Consider the following 17,119-nt stretch of genomic DNA (forward strand, 5'->3'; position numbering starts at 1 on the left):
TACTTAATTTAAAGTATTTTTGGTATTATTTTAAGCAAAAAACTAGCTAGGAAAATCTATGGATATAAGAAAAGAATATTTAGAATTTTTTAAATCAAAAGGACATGAAATCACTCCTTCAAGCCCTTTGGTGCCTGATGATGCAACTTTACTTTTTACTAATGCAGGTATGGTACCTTTTAAAAGCATATTTACCGGAGAAGTGCCACGCCCCAATCCTCCGCGCAAAACAAGCTGTCAAACTTGTATAAGAGCCGGTGGAAAACATAATGACTTAGACAATGTAGGCTATACAGCAAGACATCATACTTTCTTTGAAATGCTTGGGAATTTTAGTTTTGGAGATTATTTTAAAGAACAAGCCATTGCTTATGCTTGGGAATTTGTAACTGAAGTTTTAAAATTACCTAAAGAAAAATTATATGTAACCGTTCATGAAAGTGATGATGAAGCATATGAGCTTTGGCAAAAGCATATAGAAAAAGAAAGAATTTATAAATTTGGCGATAAAGATAATTTCTGGCAAATGGGCGATACTGGACCATGTGGGCCTTGTAGTGAAATTTTTTATGATCAAGGCGCTGAATATTTTAATTCTAGTGAAGATTATATGGGTGGAGATGGAGATAGGTTCTTAGAAATTTGGAACCTAGTTTTTATGCAGTATGAAAGAAGTGCAGATGGAACGCTTACTCCATTACCAAAACCAAGTATTGATACAGGCATGGGGCTTGAAAGAGTTAGTGCTATAAAAGAAGGAAAATTTAGTAATTTTGATAGTTCTTTGTTTATGCCTATTATTGAGAGTATTGCAAAACTTTGCGGTAAAACTTATACCTATGAAAGCGGAGCTAGTTATAGAGTAATTGCTGATCATATAAGATCAAGTGTATTTTTACTTGCTCAAGGAGTTGGCTTTGATAAAGAAGGCAGGGGCTATGTTTTAAGAAGAATTATGCGTCGTGCCTTAAGACATGGATATTTGTTAGGTCTTAAAAGAGCTTTTATGTATGAGCTTGTAGATGTAGTTTGTGAGTTAATGGGTGGGCATTATACTTACTTAAATGAAAAAAAAGAATTTATTAAAGAACAAATCAAACTAGAAGAAGAAAGATTTTTAAGCACTATTGAAAATGGTATAGAAATTTTTAATGAAGAACTTAAAAAAACTAAAGATATTTTTAGCGGTGAAGTAGCTTTTAAACTTTATGATACTTATGGTTTTCCGCTTGATTTAACCCAAGATATGCTAAGAGAAAAAAATCTTAGTATAGATGAGGCTAAATTTAATGAGCTTATGCAAGAACAAAAAGATAGAGCTAAGGCTTCTTGGAAAGGAAGCGGGGATAAAGCAGTTAGCGGGGACTTTAAAGTTTTATTAGAAAAATTTGGCAAAAATGCTTTTAGTGGCTATGAAAATTATGAAGAAAAAACTAAAATCATGGCTATTTTGGATGAAAATTTTAAAATCACAGCCGAAGCTAAGGCAGGAGATATAGCGTGGTTAATGCTTGAAAAAACTCCATTTTACGCAACAAGTGGAGGGCAAAGCGCTGATATAGGTTTTATCAATGAAAATGAGGTTTTAGATACGCAAAAATTCTTTGATATTAATCTTAGTCAAGTGAAATTAAAACAAGATCTTAAAACAAACGATGAAGTGTTAGCTTGCATAGATACTAAAAAAAGAGAGCAAATCGCAAGACATCATAGTGCGACACATTTATTACACCATGCTTTAAGAGAAATTCTTGGCTCACACATTAGCCAAGCAGGTTCTTTGGTAGAACACAATAAATTAAGATTTGACTTTACTCATCCAAAAGCCCTAAATAAAGAAGAATTAAAGCAAATAGAAGCTTTAGTAAACACTTACATCATACAAGCAAATGAAGCCAAAATTGAAATTTTAGCTTTAGATGAAGCTAAAAAAAGTGGTGCAATAGCTTTATTTAGTGAAAAATATCAAGAAAAAGTAAGAGTTTTAACCCTGGGAGCTAGCAAAGAGCTTTGCGGTGGTACTCATGTGAAAAATAGCTCTGAAATAGGAAGTTTTTACATCATCAAAGAAAGTGGTGTTAGTGCTGGGGTTAGAAGGATAGAAGCGGTGGTGAGCAAAGCTGCGCTTGATTATGTTAGTGAAAATTTGAAAGAGCTTAATCAAGCCAAAGAAGAGTTAAAAACTCAAGATATTTTAGGCTATGTAGCAAAATTAAAAAATGAAATAGCTAGTTTAAAAAATGAATTAAAAAATTCAAACAAAGCAGAATTAAGCTCTAAAGAACTAAATGGTATTCAATATTGTGTGCAAAAAATAGATAGTGGTGATATAAAAACCATGATAGATGAGTTTAAAAACAAATTTAACAAAGCTGTAATTTTACTTTTACAAGAAAAAGAAGGCAAAATCATCATCGCAGCAGGCGTTAAAGACACTTCGTTAAAAGCTGGTGTTTTGGTGAAAGAAATTGCACAAATGCTTGGTGGAAACGGTGGCGGTAGAGATGATTTTGCAACAGCTGGCGGTAAAGATACAAGTAAAATAGAACAAGCACTTGATCATGCTAGAAAAATTATAGAAGAAAGTCTTGCTTAATGCTTTATTTAGCTTCAAGTTCGCCTTCACGCGTTGCTTTATTAAAAGAAGCAAATATCGCTTTTGAGCAAATTATTATCGATTATGATGAGAGTTTAATAAAAAAAGATAATCCAAGCTCTTATGTGCAAAAAATTGTTTTAGAAAAAGAAAGACAATTTTTTACAAAATATCCTGACTTAAAAAATGTTTTATTTGCTGATAGCATAGTTTGTGCTCAAAATATCATTCTAACTAAAGCTAAAAGCGACAATGAAGCTTTTAATATGCTCAATTTACAAAGTGGTAAAAGCATTAGCATTTTAAGTGCAATGATTTTAGTTTTAGAAGATAAAAAGATTTTTAATCTTAGCAAGTGTGATTTGATCTTAGATAAATTTGATTTAAAAGATATGCAAGAATACATTGAGTCAAAACTTTATCAAGGTAAAGCCGGAGCTGTGATGTGTGAGGGATTTCATAAAAAATACATTAAAAAAATCATAGGTCATCAAAGTACAGCGCTAGGGCTTAATATAGAACTTTTGAAAGCATTTTTATGATAAAAATTTTAAAAATATTTCTTTATTTTTGTATAATGTGTGCGGTTGGAGTTTTTATATTTATTGCATATTTATTTTCTGATTCTGATTTAAATCAATACACTTTTAAAGATTATAAACCACCTCTTACAACACAAATTTTTGATAAAAATGGAAAATTAGTTGCAAATGTTTTCGAGCAACACCGCTTTTATGCTCCTTATGAAGAACTTCCACCAAGACTTATAGAAGCTTTGGTAGCCATTGAAGATACTAGCTTTTTTGAACATGGCGGGGTTAATATAGATGCAATTTTTAGAGCAGCTATTAAAATCATAAGAAGCGGTGGAAAAACTATGGAAGGAGCTTCCACTCTTACTCAACAATTCATAAAAAATACAGAATTAACTCCTGAGCGTACTTTGAGCAGAAAGCTAAAAGAAGCTTTGCTTGCATATAAGATAGAAAGTACTTTAACTAAAGAGCAAATTTTAGAAAGATATTTAAATTTCATCTTCTTTGGACATGGATATTATGGAGTAAAAACTGCTGCGCTTGGGTATTTTAGAAAAAATTTAGATGAGCTTAGCTTAAAAGAAATTGCCATTTTGGTAGGTATGCCAAAGGCTCCAAGTACTTATGATCCTACTAGACATTTAGATCTTTCTTTAGCTAGAGCAAATAGCGTAGTACAAAGGATGTATAATCTTGGTTGGATTTCTAAAGAAGAGTATGAAAACGCCTTAAAAGAAATTCCAAAAGTATATGATGATACTTTAACACAAAATGCAGCCCCTTATGTTACTCAAGAAGTTTTAAAACAACTAAGCGGGATTAAAGACTTAAAAAGTGGTGGCTATAAAATAGAGCTTGCCATTGATCTTGATGTACAAAATATTGCAAGAGAGGCCTTAAAATTTGGCTATGATGAAATAGTTAAAAGAGATAAAGATGCAAATTTAAGCACACTCAATGGAGCTATGATAGTAGCAAATCATCAAAATGGAGACATTTTAGCCTTAGTTGGCGGGGTAAATTATGCAAAAAGTAATTTCAACCGCGCCACTCAAAGCTTAAGACAACCGGGGAGTTCTTTTAAGCCTTTCTTATATCAAATTGCCATTGACATGGGCTATTCTCCTATGAGTAAGGTTGCTGATATTTCAAGAATTTTTGAAAGTGCTAAAAAAGATGAGAAAGATTGGAAACCTAAAAATTATGGTGGAAAATTTCTAGGACTCATAAGTTTAAAAGAAGCGCTAACTGGCTCAAGAAACCTAGCTACCATAAATTTAGCTCTTGCCCTAGGACTTGATGTAATCCACGATAAGCTTCAATTTATGGGCTTTGAAAACATACCAGTTGATTTATCTATAGTTTTGGGTAGCTTTGGAATTTCCATTTATGATTATGCTAAACTTTACACGGTATTTGGAAACTATGGTGTGCAAAAAGACTTATTACTCATTAAAAGAGTAATCGATAAAAATGATAAAATAGTAGTAGAATTTAATTCCGGAGAAAGAAAAATCAGCGAACCTGAACAAGCCTTTTTAGTCAATGATATGATGCAAAATGTTGTAAAAAAAGGCACTGGGCGTAATGCTAGAGTAGAAGGGATTGAAATAGCTGGAAAAACAGGCACTTCAAATAAAAGCATTGATGCGTGGTTTTGTGGCTTAACTCCTGAAATAGAAGCTATCATTTGGTATGGAAATGATGATAATAAGCCTATGAAACAAATAGAAGGTGGGGCAAGAACTGCTGCGCCGGTTTTTAAAGAATTTTTAACAAAATACTTAGAACTTTATCCTGATAGCGCTAGAAAATTTATCATCCCAAAAGGGGTTTATCAAGGAATTTATGAAAAACAAAGAGAGTACTACACCAATACTTCTCCATTTCCAAAAAACAACCCTGCTCTATCTGAAAATAATGAGGTAATTTTTTAAAAATATTTTTTATAAAATAATAAAAATTATCCTTCTATTTTCCTTTATATGTTTTAATATCACAAAATATATAAAGGATGCTTCATGAATATCACAAACGAACAATTATATAACAAAAGACGCCATTTTTTAAAACTAGGTGCTGGAGCTTTAGTTAGTTCAGCTTTAGTTCAATCTGAATTAATGGCATTAAATTTCTTTCCTGATCCTAACAATGAAAAATTAAATTTAAGTGAAGAAAAAATTGCAACTAATTATGTTAATTTTTATGAATTTTCTACTGATAAAAAAAGAGCTGTTGAGCTTGCAAAAAATTTCAACACAAATAATTGGAAAATAGAAGTTAGCGGGGAAGTTGAAGAACCTTTGACTTTAACCATGCAAGATTTATTGGCTTTTCCATTAGAAGAGAGAATTTATAGATTTCGCTGTGTTGAAACTTGGTCCATGGTGGTGCCTTGGGTTGGTTTTGAATTGCGTGCTTTAATAGAAAAATGTAAAGTTAAAAGTGAGGCTAAATTTATAAAATTTACCACTCTTTTTGATAAAAATCAATTTGCTGATCAAGCCTCATTTTTTCCAACTCTTGATTATCCTTATGTAGAGGGCTTAAGATTAGATGAGGCTATGCACCCACTAACACTTATGGCTGTGGGCATGTATAAAAAGCCTTTATTAGGACAAAATGGAGCACCGATTCGCCTTGTAGTTCCATGGAAGTATGGCTTTAAAAGTATAAAATCTATTGTAAAAATAGAATTTACCAAAGAACAACCTAAAAGCACATGGGAGTTAGCAAACCCTAGAGAATATGGATTTTATGCTAATGTTAATCCAAATGTCTCTCACCCAAGATGGTCTCAAGCAAACGAGCGTCCTTTGGGAGATTTTTTCACTAAGCCTACGCAAATGTTTAATGGCTATGAAAAAGAAGTAGCGCATTTGTATAAAGATATGGATTTAAAGGTTAATTTTTAATGAGCAAAAAAGTTTATAATATCAGTGGATTTTTAGCTTTTGTTTTAAGTATTGTTTTTAGTGTTTATCAAATCATGCAAGAATTTGATATTGTAAAATCTGTATATTTTTATAGTGGTGTATTTGGCTTAATCTTTTTTGGATTAAGCCTATTTTTTTCACTTTTAAAGTATAAACACACAAAAGATTACCCTAAATTTTTAGGTTTTTATGCATTTTTTTGGGTTTTGATTCACTTTTTTAATTACTTTGCTTTTAGTAAAAATTTAGATTTAATGCTTTTTTTCAAAGATACTTTTAGTAAAAATTTAGAATTTAGTGGTTTTATAAGCTTTTTTATACTCACACTTATGTTTATAAGCTCATTTAAGCTTTTTAAAAAATTAAGTAAGATAAGAAAACTTGGCTATTTTTGCTTTTTACTAGTATCTTGGCATTATTTTTTATCTGCAAAAATACCGCAAATTCCACATTTTTTAGCACTGAGCCTAGCTTTAATTTTCTTGTTTTTTAAATTATGGAATAATTACAAAAAAAGAAGAAGTAAATATTTACAAGCTCAATCATTATAAAAACATTTTATATTTTCCACAAACCCTCAACAGAGAGTTTGTGATTTAATCATCGTTTTTAATACTAATATAAACTAACGCTAAAAGCATATAGGTTACTAATCTAGTAGCATCAGGCAAACCATTCCAAGTTTTACTCATCCACATGCCAAACCACTCTGCAGCCACCACTTGAAAACCAAAAAACCATAACAAACAACAACAAGTTAAAGCAATGATTCCAAATTTTTTAGCTTCATGGAAAGTTTTTGCATCTAAATTTCTTGCTTTAAACATATCTAAAGCACCTTTTAAAGCAGTCAGCATAATAAAAGCTTCAAAACAAATAATAAAGATATAAGCAATATGATGGATCGTAGAATTTGTAATAGCCCTATAAATAATAGCATTACCTAAATAATCAGGCTTAGTATCCATACTCATAACATGTTTTACAAACTGAAAGTTTGAATTATAATCAGTTATATTACCAAAAACAACAATAGCAGCCAAAGAGGCAACGGTAAGCAAGATAATCATTTTAGAATATCTTATTACACTCATCATAGAAAAACTACAATTGCAATTCATTAAATACTCCTTTTTGTTAAAGTTATATTAATATAATACAACAAATATTAAATAAAACTGAAATATCTAACGCAATCTCAAAGAATTGACTACAACCGTTACCGAACTAAAACACATTGCTAAAGCTGCCAAATGCGGACTAAGACTTATAAATGGCACAAGACCTGCCGCAATGGGAATACATAAAGCATTGTAAACAAAAGCCCAAAAAAGATTAAGTTTGATGATATTTTTAGTTCTTTGAGAAAGCTCGAAACAATAAGCTATTAAAGATAAATCATCTTTTATCAAAATCAAATCTCCGCTTTTTTTAGCAAGCTCACTTGCTTTAGAAAAACTTATGCTTGCACTAGCTAAATTTAAAGCAGGAGCATCATTGATACCATCTCCTATAAAAAGAACTTTTTCTTTTTTGATTTTTTCTTTTATGAAATCAAGTTTTTGCTCAGGTTTTAAATCAGAATAATATTCATCAACATTAAGCTCATTTGCTATTTTAGTAACACTTTTTTTATTATCACCACTTAAAATAATACTTTTTATACCTTTTTGTTTTAAATTTGCTATCAAATTTTTAGCTTCATTTTTAAGTTCATTTTTTAAACAAACCCCGCCAAGACAAATATTATTTTTTGCAAAATACAAACATATAGGTGCTTGATCTTCAAATTCTTGCAAAAATTGCTTGCTTTTTTGTATATCAACACTATTTTCAAGCATTAATTTTTCATTGCCTATTAAATATTTATCATTATTTTCCTCATAAAGCAAACCACTACCCACTAAAACACTTAATTTTCCTTGTAAATTTAAATTTACATTCAATTCTTTAGTAAAAGCCTTTGCAATAGGATGTGAGCTTAAATTTTCAATTTGCGTGAGTTTTTGAAAATTTTCTTGAGTTAGATCATACCTATAAACACTTAAATCATCTTGACTTAAAGTGCCTGTTTTATCAAAAATAGCAAGTTTTATACTAGCTAAATTCTCTAATACCGCTGGATTTTTTACTAAGATAAAATTTCTTGCACCATTTGCTAAAGCACTAACTATGGCTATAGGGGTTGCTAAGCCCAAAGCGCAAGGACAAGAGATTAAAAGAGTGGCACAAGCATGTAAAAATGCTGCGTTGACTCCTTCTTTAAAATACCAAAAAACAAACACAAAAAGTGATAAAACAATAATACAAGCTACGAAATAAGCTGAAATTTTATTAGCTAAATTTGCTAAAGGTGTTTTGATATTGCCTGCTTTAAAAACAAGATCTTTAATTTGTTCTAATGAGCTTTCAATCGCCTTTTTACTAGCTTTAATCTTTAAGCTTCCATTAATCAACACACTTCCTGCTAGAATTTCATCATTTTGTTTTTTCAAAAGTGGTAAAAATTCTCCTGTTAAAAAACTCACATCAATCTCAGCCTCGCCTGCTATAATTACCCCATCAGCAACAACGCTTTCACCCTCTTTCACTAAAATCACATCATTTTCTTTTACAAAAGCACTAGGTATGCTTTTTATACTTGCATCTTCTAAGATTATATTAGCTTTTTTAATATCTATATTTTTTAATTTATTTTGATATTCTAAGGATTTAAATTTAGCCTTTTCTTCTAAGTATTTACCTAATAAAACAAAGCTTACAATCATCGCTCCGCCACTAAAATACAAATAACCATCTTTACTAAATACCTCAAAATACACAAAAAAAGAATATATAAAAGAAGTAAAAGCTCCTAAAGATATCAAGGTATTCATATCTAAATTTTTATGTTTTAATCCTTTAAGAGCGTGGATAAAAAAACCTTTTCCGCAATAAAAAATCGCTATCATAGATAAAAACATTTGAATTAAAGCAGAAACATTTCCTTGAACAAACATTTCAAAATACATCACAATAGAGCTTAAAATTATACTCATAATAAGCTTTGTTTTCATATTTTTAAGCTCTTTGAGTTTAAATTCGTATAAATTTTGTTCTTCGTGCAATATCTCAAAACCCAAAGCCTTAATTTTTTCTTTGATCTTTGCTTCTAAAGATAAATCTTTAAGCAAAAACACTCCACTAGAATTGACATAAGAAACACTTACATCTTCTACCCCATCAATTTTTGCACAAACTTTTTCTATAGCATTAGAGCAATTAACACAAGTCATATTGCCTATTTTTAACTTTAACTCATGCTTCATCTGTCTCAAAACCTAAATCTTGCAATTGTTTTTTAAACTCTTCAACTTGCTCTGCTTTTAAATCAATCTCTATGCTTTTATTTTCAACACTTATTTGCATAGCACCAAATTCATCTTCCAATGAAGCTTTGATTAAATTTACACAACTTTGACAATTAATATTTTTAGTTTTTATAATCATTTATTCTCCTTTTTCTCTGTATTCATATTTATGAGCGTGAAAAATTTTATTTTTTATAAATTTAAAACCCATTTTTTCATAAAGCATTTTTGCATTTATATTTTCATCTTCTACGATTAATGAAAGTTTTTTATCATTTTTCAAAGCTTCATCGAAGGCATATTCAATCAATTTCTTAGCAATACCTTTCCCTCTTGCCTTTTCATCCACGCAAATACTATCTAAATAAAACTCATTATCACATTCTTTTAAAACTTTTTCATTAATTCCTAAAAATTCTAAATGCTCATTTAAAGGCTTATCTAGCTCATCTGCCAAAGCCCCATCATAAAAACAAATCACACCTAAAATTTCATTATCTTCTTCATAAACATATATATTTTCATAGCTTAAACGATTATTTTCTTGAGTGAAGAAATTTTCTAAAACCTCTATGGCTTTTTGATGATCATTATAGCCACTAAGTTTATATATAAAATGATCCATTGCCAAAGCAAGCAATTGTATGCATTTTTTAACATCATCTTTCCTAGCTTTTCTGATCACTCTTTTGCTCCTTTAAAATCAAATTTAGACTTCTTAGTTTATACTTTTAACTTTAAAACAATATAAGAAAGAGAGAATTTATGGGAAGAGCGTTTGAATATCGCAGAGCCTCTAAAGAAGCAAGATGGGATAAAATGAGCAAACTTTTTCCAAAACTTGCAAAGGCTATACAAGTAGCAGCAAAAGAAGGCGGAGCTGATCCTGATATGAATCCAAAGCTTCGTAGTGCCATAGCTACTGCAAAAGCTAATAATATGCCAAAAGACAATATCGATGCAGCTATTAAAAGAGCAAGTGGAAAAGATAGTGCTGATATTAAAAATATCCACTATGAGGGAAAAGCAGCACATGGAGCTTTAATCATTGTTGAGTGTATGAGTGATAATCCTACACGCACAGTGGCTAATGTAAAAGCAATTTTTAGCAAAAATGGTGGAGAAATTTTACAAAATGGCTCTTTGACTTTTATGTTTTCACATAAAGCTGTTTTTCATCTTGAAAAATATGATGGAGATTTAGAAGAACTTGAACTTGAACTCATTGATGCAGGACTTGAAGAACTTGAGCAAAATGAAGAAGAATTACTAATTATAGGTGATTACACTGCTTTTGGTGAGCTTAGTAATGCCATAGAAAAAAAAGGCTTAGTGCTTAAAAAAGCAGGACTTGAATATCTTGCTAATAACCCTGTAAGCTTTAGCGAAGAGCAACTTCTTGATATTGAAAAATTGCTTGATAAATTAGAAGATGATGATGATGTACAAGCAGTTTATACCAACATAGAATAGGAGCAAAAAAAATGCTTAAAAAAATCGACACAAAAGATGCAAAAAAATACAATTTTGCTATCATTAGCACCGAAAAAGGTGATATGAAATTAGAATTATTTCCCGATGAAGCACCACAAACTGTATGCAATTTTGCCAACTTAGCCAATGAAGGTTTTTATGATGAGCTTGTTTTTCACCGCGTGATTCCAAATTTTGTAATACAAGGTGGTTGTCCTTATGGTATAGGTTCAGGTGGTCCTGGCTATGAGATAGAATGTGAATGTGACGATCAAAAACACAAACATTTAAGAGGTAGTTTATCTATGGCTCATGCTGGTAGAGATACAGGTGGTTCACAATTTTTTATTTGTCACAGCCCACAACCTCATTTAGATGGAGTGCATACTATCTTTGGACAAATCAATCCTGAAGACAAAGAAAGTTTAGAAGTACTAGATAGCATTAGAGCAGGAGATAAAATCAAAACTATCCAAATTTTAGAAAAACTTTAATTTTACATCTCCTTAAAATTGTGCTATGATTTTTTAAGGAGATTAGTTATGCATTTTATTTTTATTTGTATTCATCTTATCTGTGCTATATTTTTTATAGCCTATGTATTTTTTGATGTTTGTGTTTATTGCTTTGCTTATAAACACGAAAGCAAAGAAGATTGCGATAAAATTAAAAAAGCCTATACCAAGTCAAGTATTTTTATTTTTGCTAGTATTTTTATCTTACTTTTATTGAGTGGTTTTTATCTTTTAAGTTTTTATGAATTTAATTCTTTTTGGGATTTTTTTGCAAGCAATTTTGGAGTATTTTTATTTATCAAGCTTTTGCTACTAATAACAATGTTAGCTTTAACTTGTTATTCTTTGTTTTTTATAAAAATTTTAAAAAGAAAAGATCCTTTAAAATCTCACTTGATTGCATTGATTTTATGCATTTTAATAGTCATTTGTGCAAAAGCCATGCTATATTTTTAAAACATTAAAACTAAATTTATATCATTAGTTTAAAAAATTAAAGGGTGTTTATGCTTGGTGATATTATAGATTTTTTACTTACTCTTGCAAAAGATTGGGGTTATTGGGGGATTATCTTTCTTATGTTTATAGAAAGCTCCTTTTTTCCTTTTCCTAGTGAAGTAGTGATGATACCTGCTGGATATTTAGCCCATCAAAACGAACTTAACTTTTGGCTATGTCTACTTTGTGGGACTTTTGGAGCTCTTTTGGGTGCTTTATTAAATTATTACTTATGTTATTTTTTAGGGCGTAATGTTGTTTTAAAAATATGTAAATATTTTGGAGTTAATGAAACAAAATTTGCTCAGTTTGAAACCTTTTTCAATAAACATGGTGAAATATCAACATTTAGTGGTAGATTAATCCCTGGATTGCGTCAATACATTTCTTTACCTGCTGGACTTGCAAGAATGAATTTGAAAAAATTTATATTTTATACTAGTTTGGGAGCTGGAATTTGGTGTTTGATTTTACTTATATTAGGTTATATTTTAGGTAAAAATGAAGACTTACTTAAAGAATATCTACATTTTGTTATTATTGCTTGTATTATTTTTATAAGTATGCTTTTAGCAATTTATATTTATATACAAAAAAAGAAAAATCGCACTTAATTTTTTTAACTTCCTTAAATTACCTAGTGCATATATTTTTAATATTTTTACAAAAATATTTTAAATTTATAAGATTTTATATTTTAATTTTGATAAAATCTTTAAAAACTATTTTAAAGAATATTTATGCAAAAACCATCAATTCAAAATTTAACTAATTTTTTAATCGAATATATTAGCGTTTTTCTAAGTGCAGGAACTTACACAGCAAGAGTAGCAAAATGCGTTGGAAGGATAGCTAATGCGTATGGTTATGAAATTAATATGAATTTTTTCTTTCATCATACTACGCTAAATATTTTTGATAAAGATGATAACTCTATACAAAGAACCTACATCATACCTAACAAACACAATCATATTAATTTTAAACTTATTTTAGAACTTAGTGCATTAAGTTGGCAAATTCATGATCATAAATATAACCTAGAAGAAGCCAAAATTTCTCTTTTAAAACTCAAACAAACCAAAAGAAATCCTTTTTTAGCTAATTTATTTTTAGTTTCAGCAGCAAATTCGGCCTTTTGTAAGCTATTTGGGGGAGATTTTTATGGATGTTTATTTGTATTTTTAGCTACTTTGGTGGGTTTTAGTTTGAGAGTTTTACTCACTAGAATAAAAATTGATTTAAGAATTCAATATATTTTTTGCTCTTTTTTATCTTCTTTTATTGTGTTTTTTGGAGTGGATTTAAAGCTTATACAAGAAGCAAATATTGCTTTGGGTTCTAGTATCTTGTATTTAATACCTGGAGTTTATTTTATAAACTCAATTATAGATATTTTAAAAGATCACATACTTATGGGTTTTAGTCGTATTATTAGTGTGGCGATATTGGTATGCTGTATTGCTATTGGAATTTATACCACTCTTAGCATTAGTGACTTTAGAATTTTAAGATGATTGATTATTCTTCTATACTTTGGGATATGTTTTTTGCAGCTTTAACAGGATTTGGTTTTGCTTATGTGTGTAATCCGCCCTTTAAAACACTCATACTCTCAGCCATATTAGCCGCCATAGCACATGGTATGCGTTTTACTCTAATGGGGTATTTTGGCTTTCAAACTTTAGCTATTGCGACCTTTATAGCTTCTTTTAGCATAGGTTGTCTTGGTTTGTTTTTGGCTAAGATTTTTAAAACACCTGCTGAAATTATAGCTTTTCCTGCTCTTATCCCTATGATACCCGGAATTTACGCATACAAAGCTATATTGTATTTGATTTCTTTTATACGCTCAGAGGATATTGGCGAAAAAACTAATTTTTTGATTCATTTTTTTGATTATTTCTTTACAACACTTTCGGTAACATTAGCTCTAGCAGTAGGAGTAAGCATAACCTTGCTTTTATTTTTTGAACAAAGCTTTATGATGACAAGAAGTATTAAAAAAAGCAAAAATCACGATCAAAATTAATCGTGATTCATTTTATTCTTTGCCTCTATTCCCATGAGTGCAAAAGCTGTTTTAATACTCAAGGCACATATGGCAAAAAGTTTTAAAAGCTCATCTTCATTGCTTGAGCCAACAACTTTATTTTCATTATAAAATTTATGAAATAAAGAGGCTAAATTTTTTAAATAATCAGGAATTTTTTGCAAGGCTCTTGATTCGAATGCATCATTAAGTACTGCTTTTAAATTTAAGCTTTCAAACAAAAGATTCATACCATCTTCATTTAAACTCTCAAATTTAGCATATATAACATCATTTACACTCTTACCTGCTTTGGCAAATACTTGATGAATTCTCGCATGAGCATAATTAATATAATACACAGGATTAGAGCTATCTTCTTTTTTAAACTCATCTACATCAAATTCCAAATGCGTATCACATTTTTTACTGATAAAAATATATCTTAGCACATCACTACCAAGTTCTTCTAAAACATCGCCCATTAAAATGAAATTTCCTGCTCTTTTGCTCATCTTATAAGGCTCGCCATTTTTTAAGAGTGAAACCATTTGTGCTAAGATAATTTCAAGATTTTGACTATCATGACCTAAAAATTCCATAGCAGCTTTCATTCTAGCTATATAGCCGTGATGATCAGCTCCCCATATATTGATACACTTATCATAACCACGACTCATTTTATCTTTATGATAAACTATATCAGCAGCTAAATAAGTTCCTTTTCCATCATCTTTAATAATCACACGATCTTTTTCATCACCTTTAGCACTTGATGCAAGCCATATTTTACCATCTTGCTCATAAGTACCACCATGCTCTTTTAAGGCTTTTAAAGTATTTTCTAATTCACTATAATAGCTTGTTTCACTCACATAAGTATCAATAAATATCTTAGCATCGGCTAAATTTTGCTTAATAATTTTTAGCATTTTATCCTTAGCCCAAAGCGCTAATTGTGGAATATTTCCTTCTATAAAAAAATCTTTTTCAAATTCAGCAAAAGCCTCTTTTGCCACATCTATGATATATTCACCTTTATAATACTCATCAGGATATCGAACTTGCTCTTTTAAACAATGCTCTTTTACTGCAAGCAATATAGAAAGACCTAAAAGATAAATTTGATTACCCGCATCATTAACATAATATTCTGTATCAAATTTATATCCTAAATGTCTAGCAACCCTAGTTAAAGTATCACCAAAAATAGCCCCTCTAGCATGCCCTATGTGTAAAGGTCCTGTTGGATTTGCACTAACATATTCAAGTAAAAAACTCTGCTCTTTTTTTTCATCTTTTGCAAATTTTTCACTATCACTCAAAGCTTGCGTAGCCAAAGAATTTAAAAAAGCCTTTGAAAGCTTAAAATTTACATAACCATTTAAAGCCTCTACACTTTCAAAACAATCACAATCTTTTAACTTAGCAACAATATCATTAGCAATTATTACAGGGTTTTGCCTTAATTTTTTAGCTAAAGAAAAAGCCAAAGGTGTAGCAAAATGGGCTAGATTTTTATTTTTAGGATTTTCTAAGATAAAATCTCTTCCTAGTTTCTCTTTAATTTCTTTATAAACTAAAGTTTTCAACGTATCGCCTTAAGCTTTTTTTGTTTCTTCATTATTTTCTTTTACCAGCACATCTTTCTCGTTGATTTTTTCAATTTTTTGTGCATCTTCTTGAACGATTTTTTTATCATCATCAGTATTCATTTCATCTTTAAAAGTTTTAATACCTTTTCCTAAACCTTTAGCAAGCTCTGGAATTTTTTTAGCACCAAAAAGTAATACTACAATAAGTAATATGATTAACCATTGGGTTCCACTTGGCATATGCATTTTATTCTCCTTTATTCCATTGAATTTGAATTTGTTTTAAATCATGTTTTGTACTTTTTAATTTTGAAGCTTCAAAAACTGCTTCTAACTCCCTATAACTTTTTTCAAGATCATCATTGATGATTAAAAAATCATATCGATCCAAATAAGCCATTTCATCACTAGCATTTTCTAATCTTTTGCTAATATCTTCTATTTTATCAGTATTTCGCTTAAGCAATCTTTTTTCAAGTTCTTTTTTATCTTTAGTTGTGATAAATACAGAAGTAATATAATTAGGCATTTTTTCTTTAGCTATGCAAAAGCCTTGCACATCTATATCAAAAATGACACTTTTACCCTCTTGCAATGCTTTTTTTACAGGAATTAACGATGTACCATAGTAATTTTTATGCACTAAAGCCCATTCTAAAAAATCACCTTTTTCTATACCTTGTTTAAATTCTTCTTCACTGATAAAAAAATAATCTACTCCATTTTTTTCATTTTCTCTAGGAGCTCTTGTTGTACTAGAAATAGAAAAATAAATATTATCTTTTTCTTTAAAAAGTTTTTGAAGCAAGGTACTCTTACCTGCTCCACTTGGCCCTGAAATAATTAAAATTTGACCGCTCAATGTTTATCCTCATCAAAGCTTATATTGATGTTTATATTCATCTTCATACCTTTCAAGGCTGCCTTTAAAGTATCATCAGTAATACTTGAAGTAATGGTTTGAGCTATACTCTTACTAAGCTCATTTATCATTTCATCTTCTTGTAAATTTTCTATTTTTTCTTGAGTGCTTAATCTATTTTCTTCTTTCTTTTCTACAATAGCTGGAGCAAGCTCTTCGCCTAAAGCCAACATAATATCATTTTCATTTAAATTTGCAAACTCATCTTGTGTATCGTCTAAAATTTCGCTCATATTTTCCTCTATATTTTCCTCTAAATCAAAAGCTTGCGTATTTTCATTGTTATCTGTTTCTTGAGTGTCAAAATTTTGCATTAACTCCCCATCAAGACCATTAAATTCTTCATCAAGCTCATCAATAGCAGCCAATTCTTCTTTTATCTTATCTTGAGTACTTAGCTCTTCTTCTTCTAGTTGAAAATCATCTATACTTTCATTTTCAAATATTTCTTCAACCATAGGCTCATTTTCTTCTAAAGCCATTTTTTCTTCTTTTTCCTCACCAATAAATTGAGCATCCTCAGGCAAATCATCAAAGCTCATTTCTTTTTCACCTATCTCTTCAACCATAGGTAGTGTATCAAAAGAATCAAATTCAGCGAGGGTTTCTTCTATATTTTCTTCTATATTTTCTTCTATATTTTCTTCTATATTTTCTTCTATATTT

The 17,119-nt window shown here is 29.9% G+C and carries 18 protein-coding genes and 1 pseudogene; 11 read left to right on the top strand and 8 right to left on the bottom strand.

Annotated elements, in window-relative coordinates; translation table 11 throughout:
* Positions 1–58: 58 nt before the first annotated feature.
* From alaS to L8X28_RS01000, 5 genes are all read left to right on the top strand, one after another.
* Complete coding sequence (gene alaS, locus L8X28_RS00980; protein ID WP_263665268.1) at positions 59–2,596, top strand: alanine--tRNA ligase; 2,538 nt, start codon at positions 59–61, stop codon at positions 2,594–2,596.
* Positions 2,596–3,138, top strand: coding sequence for a septum formation inhibitor Maf (gene maf, locus L8X28_RS00985; protein ID WP_263665269.1), 543 nt, complete (start codon positions 2,596–2,598; stop codon positions 3,136–3,138). The genes alaS and maf overlap by 1 nt, the downstream gene beginning before the upstream one ends.
* Positions 3,138–5,069 carry a PBP1A family penicillin-binding protein gene (locus L8X28_RS00990; protein WP_263665280.1) on the top strand — a complete coding sequence of 644 codons (1,932 nt, stop codon included), beginning with the start codon at positions 3,138–3,140 and terminating at the stop codon, positions 5,067–5,069. Before maf ends, L8X28_RS00990 begins: the two co-directional genes overlap by 1 nt.
* 84 nt (positions 5,070–5,153) lie before the next feature.
* The gene (gene msrP, locus L8X28_RS00995; protein ID WP_263665270.1) at positions 5,154–6,047 is read left to right on the top strand and encodes a protein-methionine-sulfoxide reductase catalytic subunit MsrP; all 894 of its coding nucleotides are present in this window, start codon (positions 5,154–5,156) and stop codon (positions 6,045–6,047) included.
* Positions 6,047–6,619: a sulfite oxidase heme-binding subunit YedZ gene (locus L8X28_RS01000; protein ID WP_133318682.1), complete on the top strand. Its 573-nt coding sequence runs from the start codon at positions 6,047–6,049 to the stop codon at positions 6,617–6,619. The genes msrP and L8X28_RS01000 overlap by 1 nt, the downstream gene beginning before the upstream one ends.
* 45 nt (positions 6,620–6,664) lie before the next feature.
* Here L8X28_RS01000 and L8X28_RS01005 read toward each other — a convergent pair whose 3' ends face one another.
* The 4 genes from L8X28_RS01005 to L8X28_RS01020 all read right to left on the bottom strand — a co-directional run bounded on the left by L8X28_RS01005 (position 6,665) and on the right by L8X28_RS01020 (position 10,103).
* Positions 6,665–7,189, bottom strand: a complete 525-nt coding sequence (locus L8X28_RS01005) for a DUF2165 family protein (protein WP_220566893.1) — start codon at positions 7,187–7,189, stop codon at positions 6,665–6,667.
* Positions 7,190–7,255: 66 nt separating this feature from the next.
* A complete protein-coding gene (locus L8X28_RS01010) occupies positions 7,256–9,376 on the bottom strand; it encodes a heavy metal translocating P-type ATPase (protein ID WP_263665271.1) in 2,121 nt (706 codons plus the stop codon).
* Complete coding sequence (locus L8X28_RS01015; protein ID WP_263659023.1) at positions 9,366–9,557, bottom strand: cation transporter; 192 nt, start codon at positions 9,555–9,557, stop codon at positions 9,366–9,368. The genes L8X28_RS01010 and L8X28_RS01015 overlap by 11 nt, the downstream gene beginning before the upstream one ends.
* Positions 9,558–10,103: a GNAT family N-acetyltransferase gene (locus L8X28_RS01020; protein ID WP_263665272.1), complete on the bottom strand. Its 546-nt coding sequence runs from the start codon at positions 10,101–10,103 to the stop codon at positions 9,558–9,560.
* An 80-nt stretch (positions 10,104–10,183) separates the two neighbouring features.
* Between L8X28_RS01020 and L8X28_RS01025 the strand changes: the two genes are divergently transcribed.
* The 6 genes from L8X28_RS01025 to L8X28_RS01050 all read left to right on the top strand — a co-directional run bounded on the left by L8X28_RS01025 (position 10,184) and on the right by L8X28_RS01050 (position 13,936).
* Positions 10,184–10,891: a YebC/PmpR family DNA-binding transcriptional regulator gene (locus L8X28_RS01025; RefSeq protein WP_039618745.1), complete on the top strand. Its 708-nt coding sequence runs from the start codon at positions 10,184–10,186 to the stop codon at positions 10,889–10,891.
* Positions 10,892–10,902: 11 nt separating this feature from the next.
* Positions 10,903–11,385 (top strand): peptidylprolyl isomerase, encoded by a 483-nt coding sequence (locus tag L8X28_RS01030; protein WP_263665273.1) that lies wholly within the window; start codon positions 10,903–10,905, stop codon positions 11,383–11,385.
* Positions 11,386–11,433: 48 nt separating this feature from the next.
* The gene (locus L8X28_RS01035) at positions 11,434–11,862 is read left to right on the top strand and encodes a trehalose-6-phosphate synthase (protein WP_220566898.1); all 429 of its coding nucleotides are present in this window, start codon (positions 11,434–11,436) and stop codon (positions 11,860–11,862) included.
* A 50-nt stretch (positions 11,863–11,912) separates the two neighbouring features.
* Positions 11,913–12,518 (top strand): DedA family protein, encoded by a 606-nt coding sequence (locus L8X28_RS01040; protein ID WP_263665274.1) that lies wholly within the window; start codon positions 11,913–11,915, stop codon positions 12,516–12,518.
* 126 nt (positions 12,519–12,644) lie between these two features.
* Positions 12,645–13,421, top strand: a complete 777-nt coding sequence (locus tag L8X28_RS01045) for a threonine/serine ThrE exporter family protein (RefSeq protein WP_263665275.1) — start codon at positions 12,645–12,647, stop codon at positions 13,419–13,421.
* Positions 13,418–13,936, top strand: coding sequence for a threonine/serine exporter family protein (locus tag L8X28_RS01050; protein ID WP_133318673.1), 519 nt, complete (start codon positions 13,418–13,420; stop codon positions 13,934–13,936). The genes L8X28_RS01045 and L8X28_RS01050 overlap by 4 nt, the downstream gene beginning before the upstream one ends.
* Here the strand turns inward: L8X28_RS01050 and argS are convergent.
* The 4 genes and pseudogenes from argS to L8X28_RS01070 form a co-directional block, all read right to left on the bottom strand.
* Positions 13,933–15,528 (bottom strand): arginine--tRNA ligase, encoded by a 1,596-nt coding sequence (gene argS, locus L8X28_RS01055; RefSeq protein ID WP_263665276.1) that lies wholly within the window; start codon positions 15,526–15,528, stop codon positions 13,933–13,935. The genes L8X28_RS01050 and argS overlap by 4 nt on opposite strands.
* Positions 15,529–15,537: 9 nt before the next feature.
* Entirely contained in the window at positions 15,538–15,777 is a 240-nt protein-coding gene (locus L8X28_RS01060; protein WP_133318671.1) for a twin-arginine translocase TatA/TatE family subunit, read from the bottom strand.
* Between the two features lies 1 nt (position 15,778).
* The gene (gmk, locus tag L8X28_RS01065) at positions 15,779–16,393 is read right to left on the bottom strand and encodes a guanylate kinase (protein ID WP_220566902.1); all 615 of its coding nucleotides are present in this window, start codon (positions 16,391–16,393) and stop codon (positions 15,779–15,781) included.
* Positions 16,390–17,119, bottom strand: a pseudogene (locus L8X28_RS01070) (hypothetical protein); the annotation flags it as partial. The pseudogene L8X28_RS01070 and the gene gmk, both read right to left, overlap by 4 nt.

Origin of the sequence: Campylobacter sp. CNRCH_2016_0050h (assembly GCF_025772605.1) — a bacterium.
Lineage (GTDB): Bacteria > Campylobacterota > Campylobacteria > Campylobacterales > Campylobacteraceae > Campylobacter_D > Campylobacter_D lari_D.

Bases quoted from the DNA above. Each gene is read 5' to 3' on its own strand.
- alaS (WP_263665268.1), top strand. From the start codon at position 59: ATGGATATAAGAAAAGAATATTTAGAATTTTTTAAATCAAAAGGACAT.
- maf (WP_263665269.1), top strand. From the start codon at position 2,596: ATGCTTTATTTAGCTTCAAGTTCGCCTTCACGCGTTGCTTTATTAAAA.
- msrP (WP_263665270.1), top strand. From the start codon at position 5,154: ATGAATATCACAAACGAACAATTATATAACAAAAGACGCCATTTTTTA.
- L8X28_RS01000 (WP_133318682.1), top strand. From the start codon at position 6,047: ATGAGCAAAAAAGTTTATAATATCAGTGGATTTTTAGCTTTTGTTTTA.
- L8X28_RS01005 (WP_220566893.1), bottom strand. From the start codon at position 7,189: ATGAATTGCAATTGTAGTTTTTCTATGATGAGTGTAATAAGATATTCT.
- L8X28_RS01010 (WP_263665271.1), bottom strand. From the start codon at position 9,376: ATGAAGCATGAGTTAAAGTTAAAAATAGGCAATATGACTTGTGTTAAT.
- L8X28_RS01015 (WP_263659023.1), bottom strand. From the start codon at position 9,557: ATGATTATAAAAACTAAAAATATTAATTGTCAAAGTTGTGTAAATTTA.
- L8X28_RS01025 (WP_039618745.1), top strand. From the start codon at position 10,184: ATGGGAAGAGCGTTTGAATATCGCAGAGCCTCTAAAGAAGCAAGATGG.
- L8X28_RS01030 (WP_263665273.1), top strand. From the start codon at position 10,903: ATGCTTAAAAAAATCGACACAAAAGATGCAAAAAAATACAATTTTGCT.
- L8X28_RS01035 (WP_220566898.1), top strand. From the start codon at position 11,434: ATGCATTTTATTTTTATTTGTATTCATCTTATCTGTGCTATATTTTTT.
- L8X28_RS01040 (WP_263665274.1), top strand. From the start codon at position 11,913: ATGCTTGGTGATATTATAGATTTTTTACTTACTCTTGCAAAAGATTGG.
- L8X28_RS01045 (WP_263665275.1), top strand. From the start codon at position 12,645: ATGCAAAAACCATCAATTCAAAATTTAACTAATTTTTTAATCGAATAT.
- L8X28_RS01050 (WP_133318673.1), top strand. From the start codon at position 13,418: ATGATTGATTATTCTTCTATACTTTGGGATATGTTTTTTGCAGCTTTA.
- L8X28_RS01060 (WP_133318671.1), bottom strand. From the start codon at position 15,777: ATGCATATGCCAAGTGGAACCCAATGGTTAATCATATTACTTATTGTA.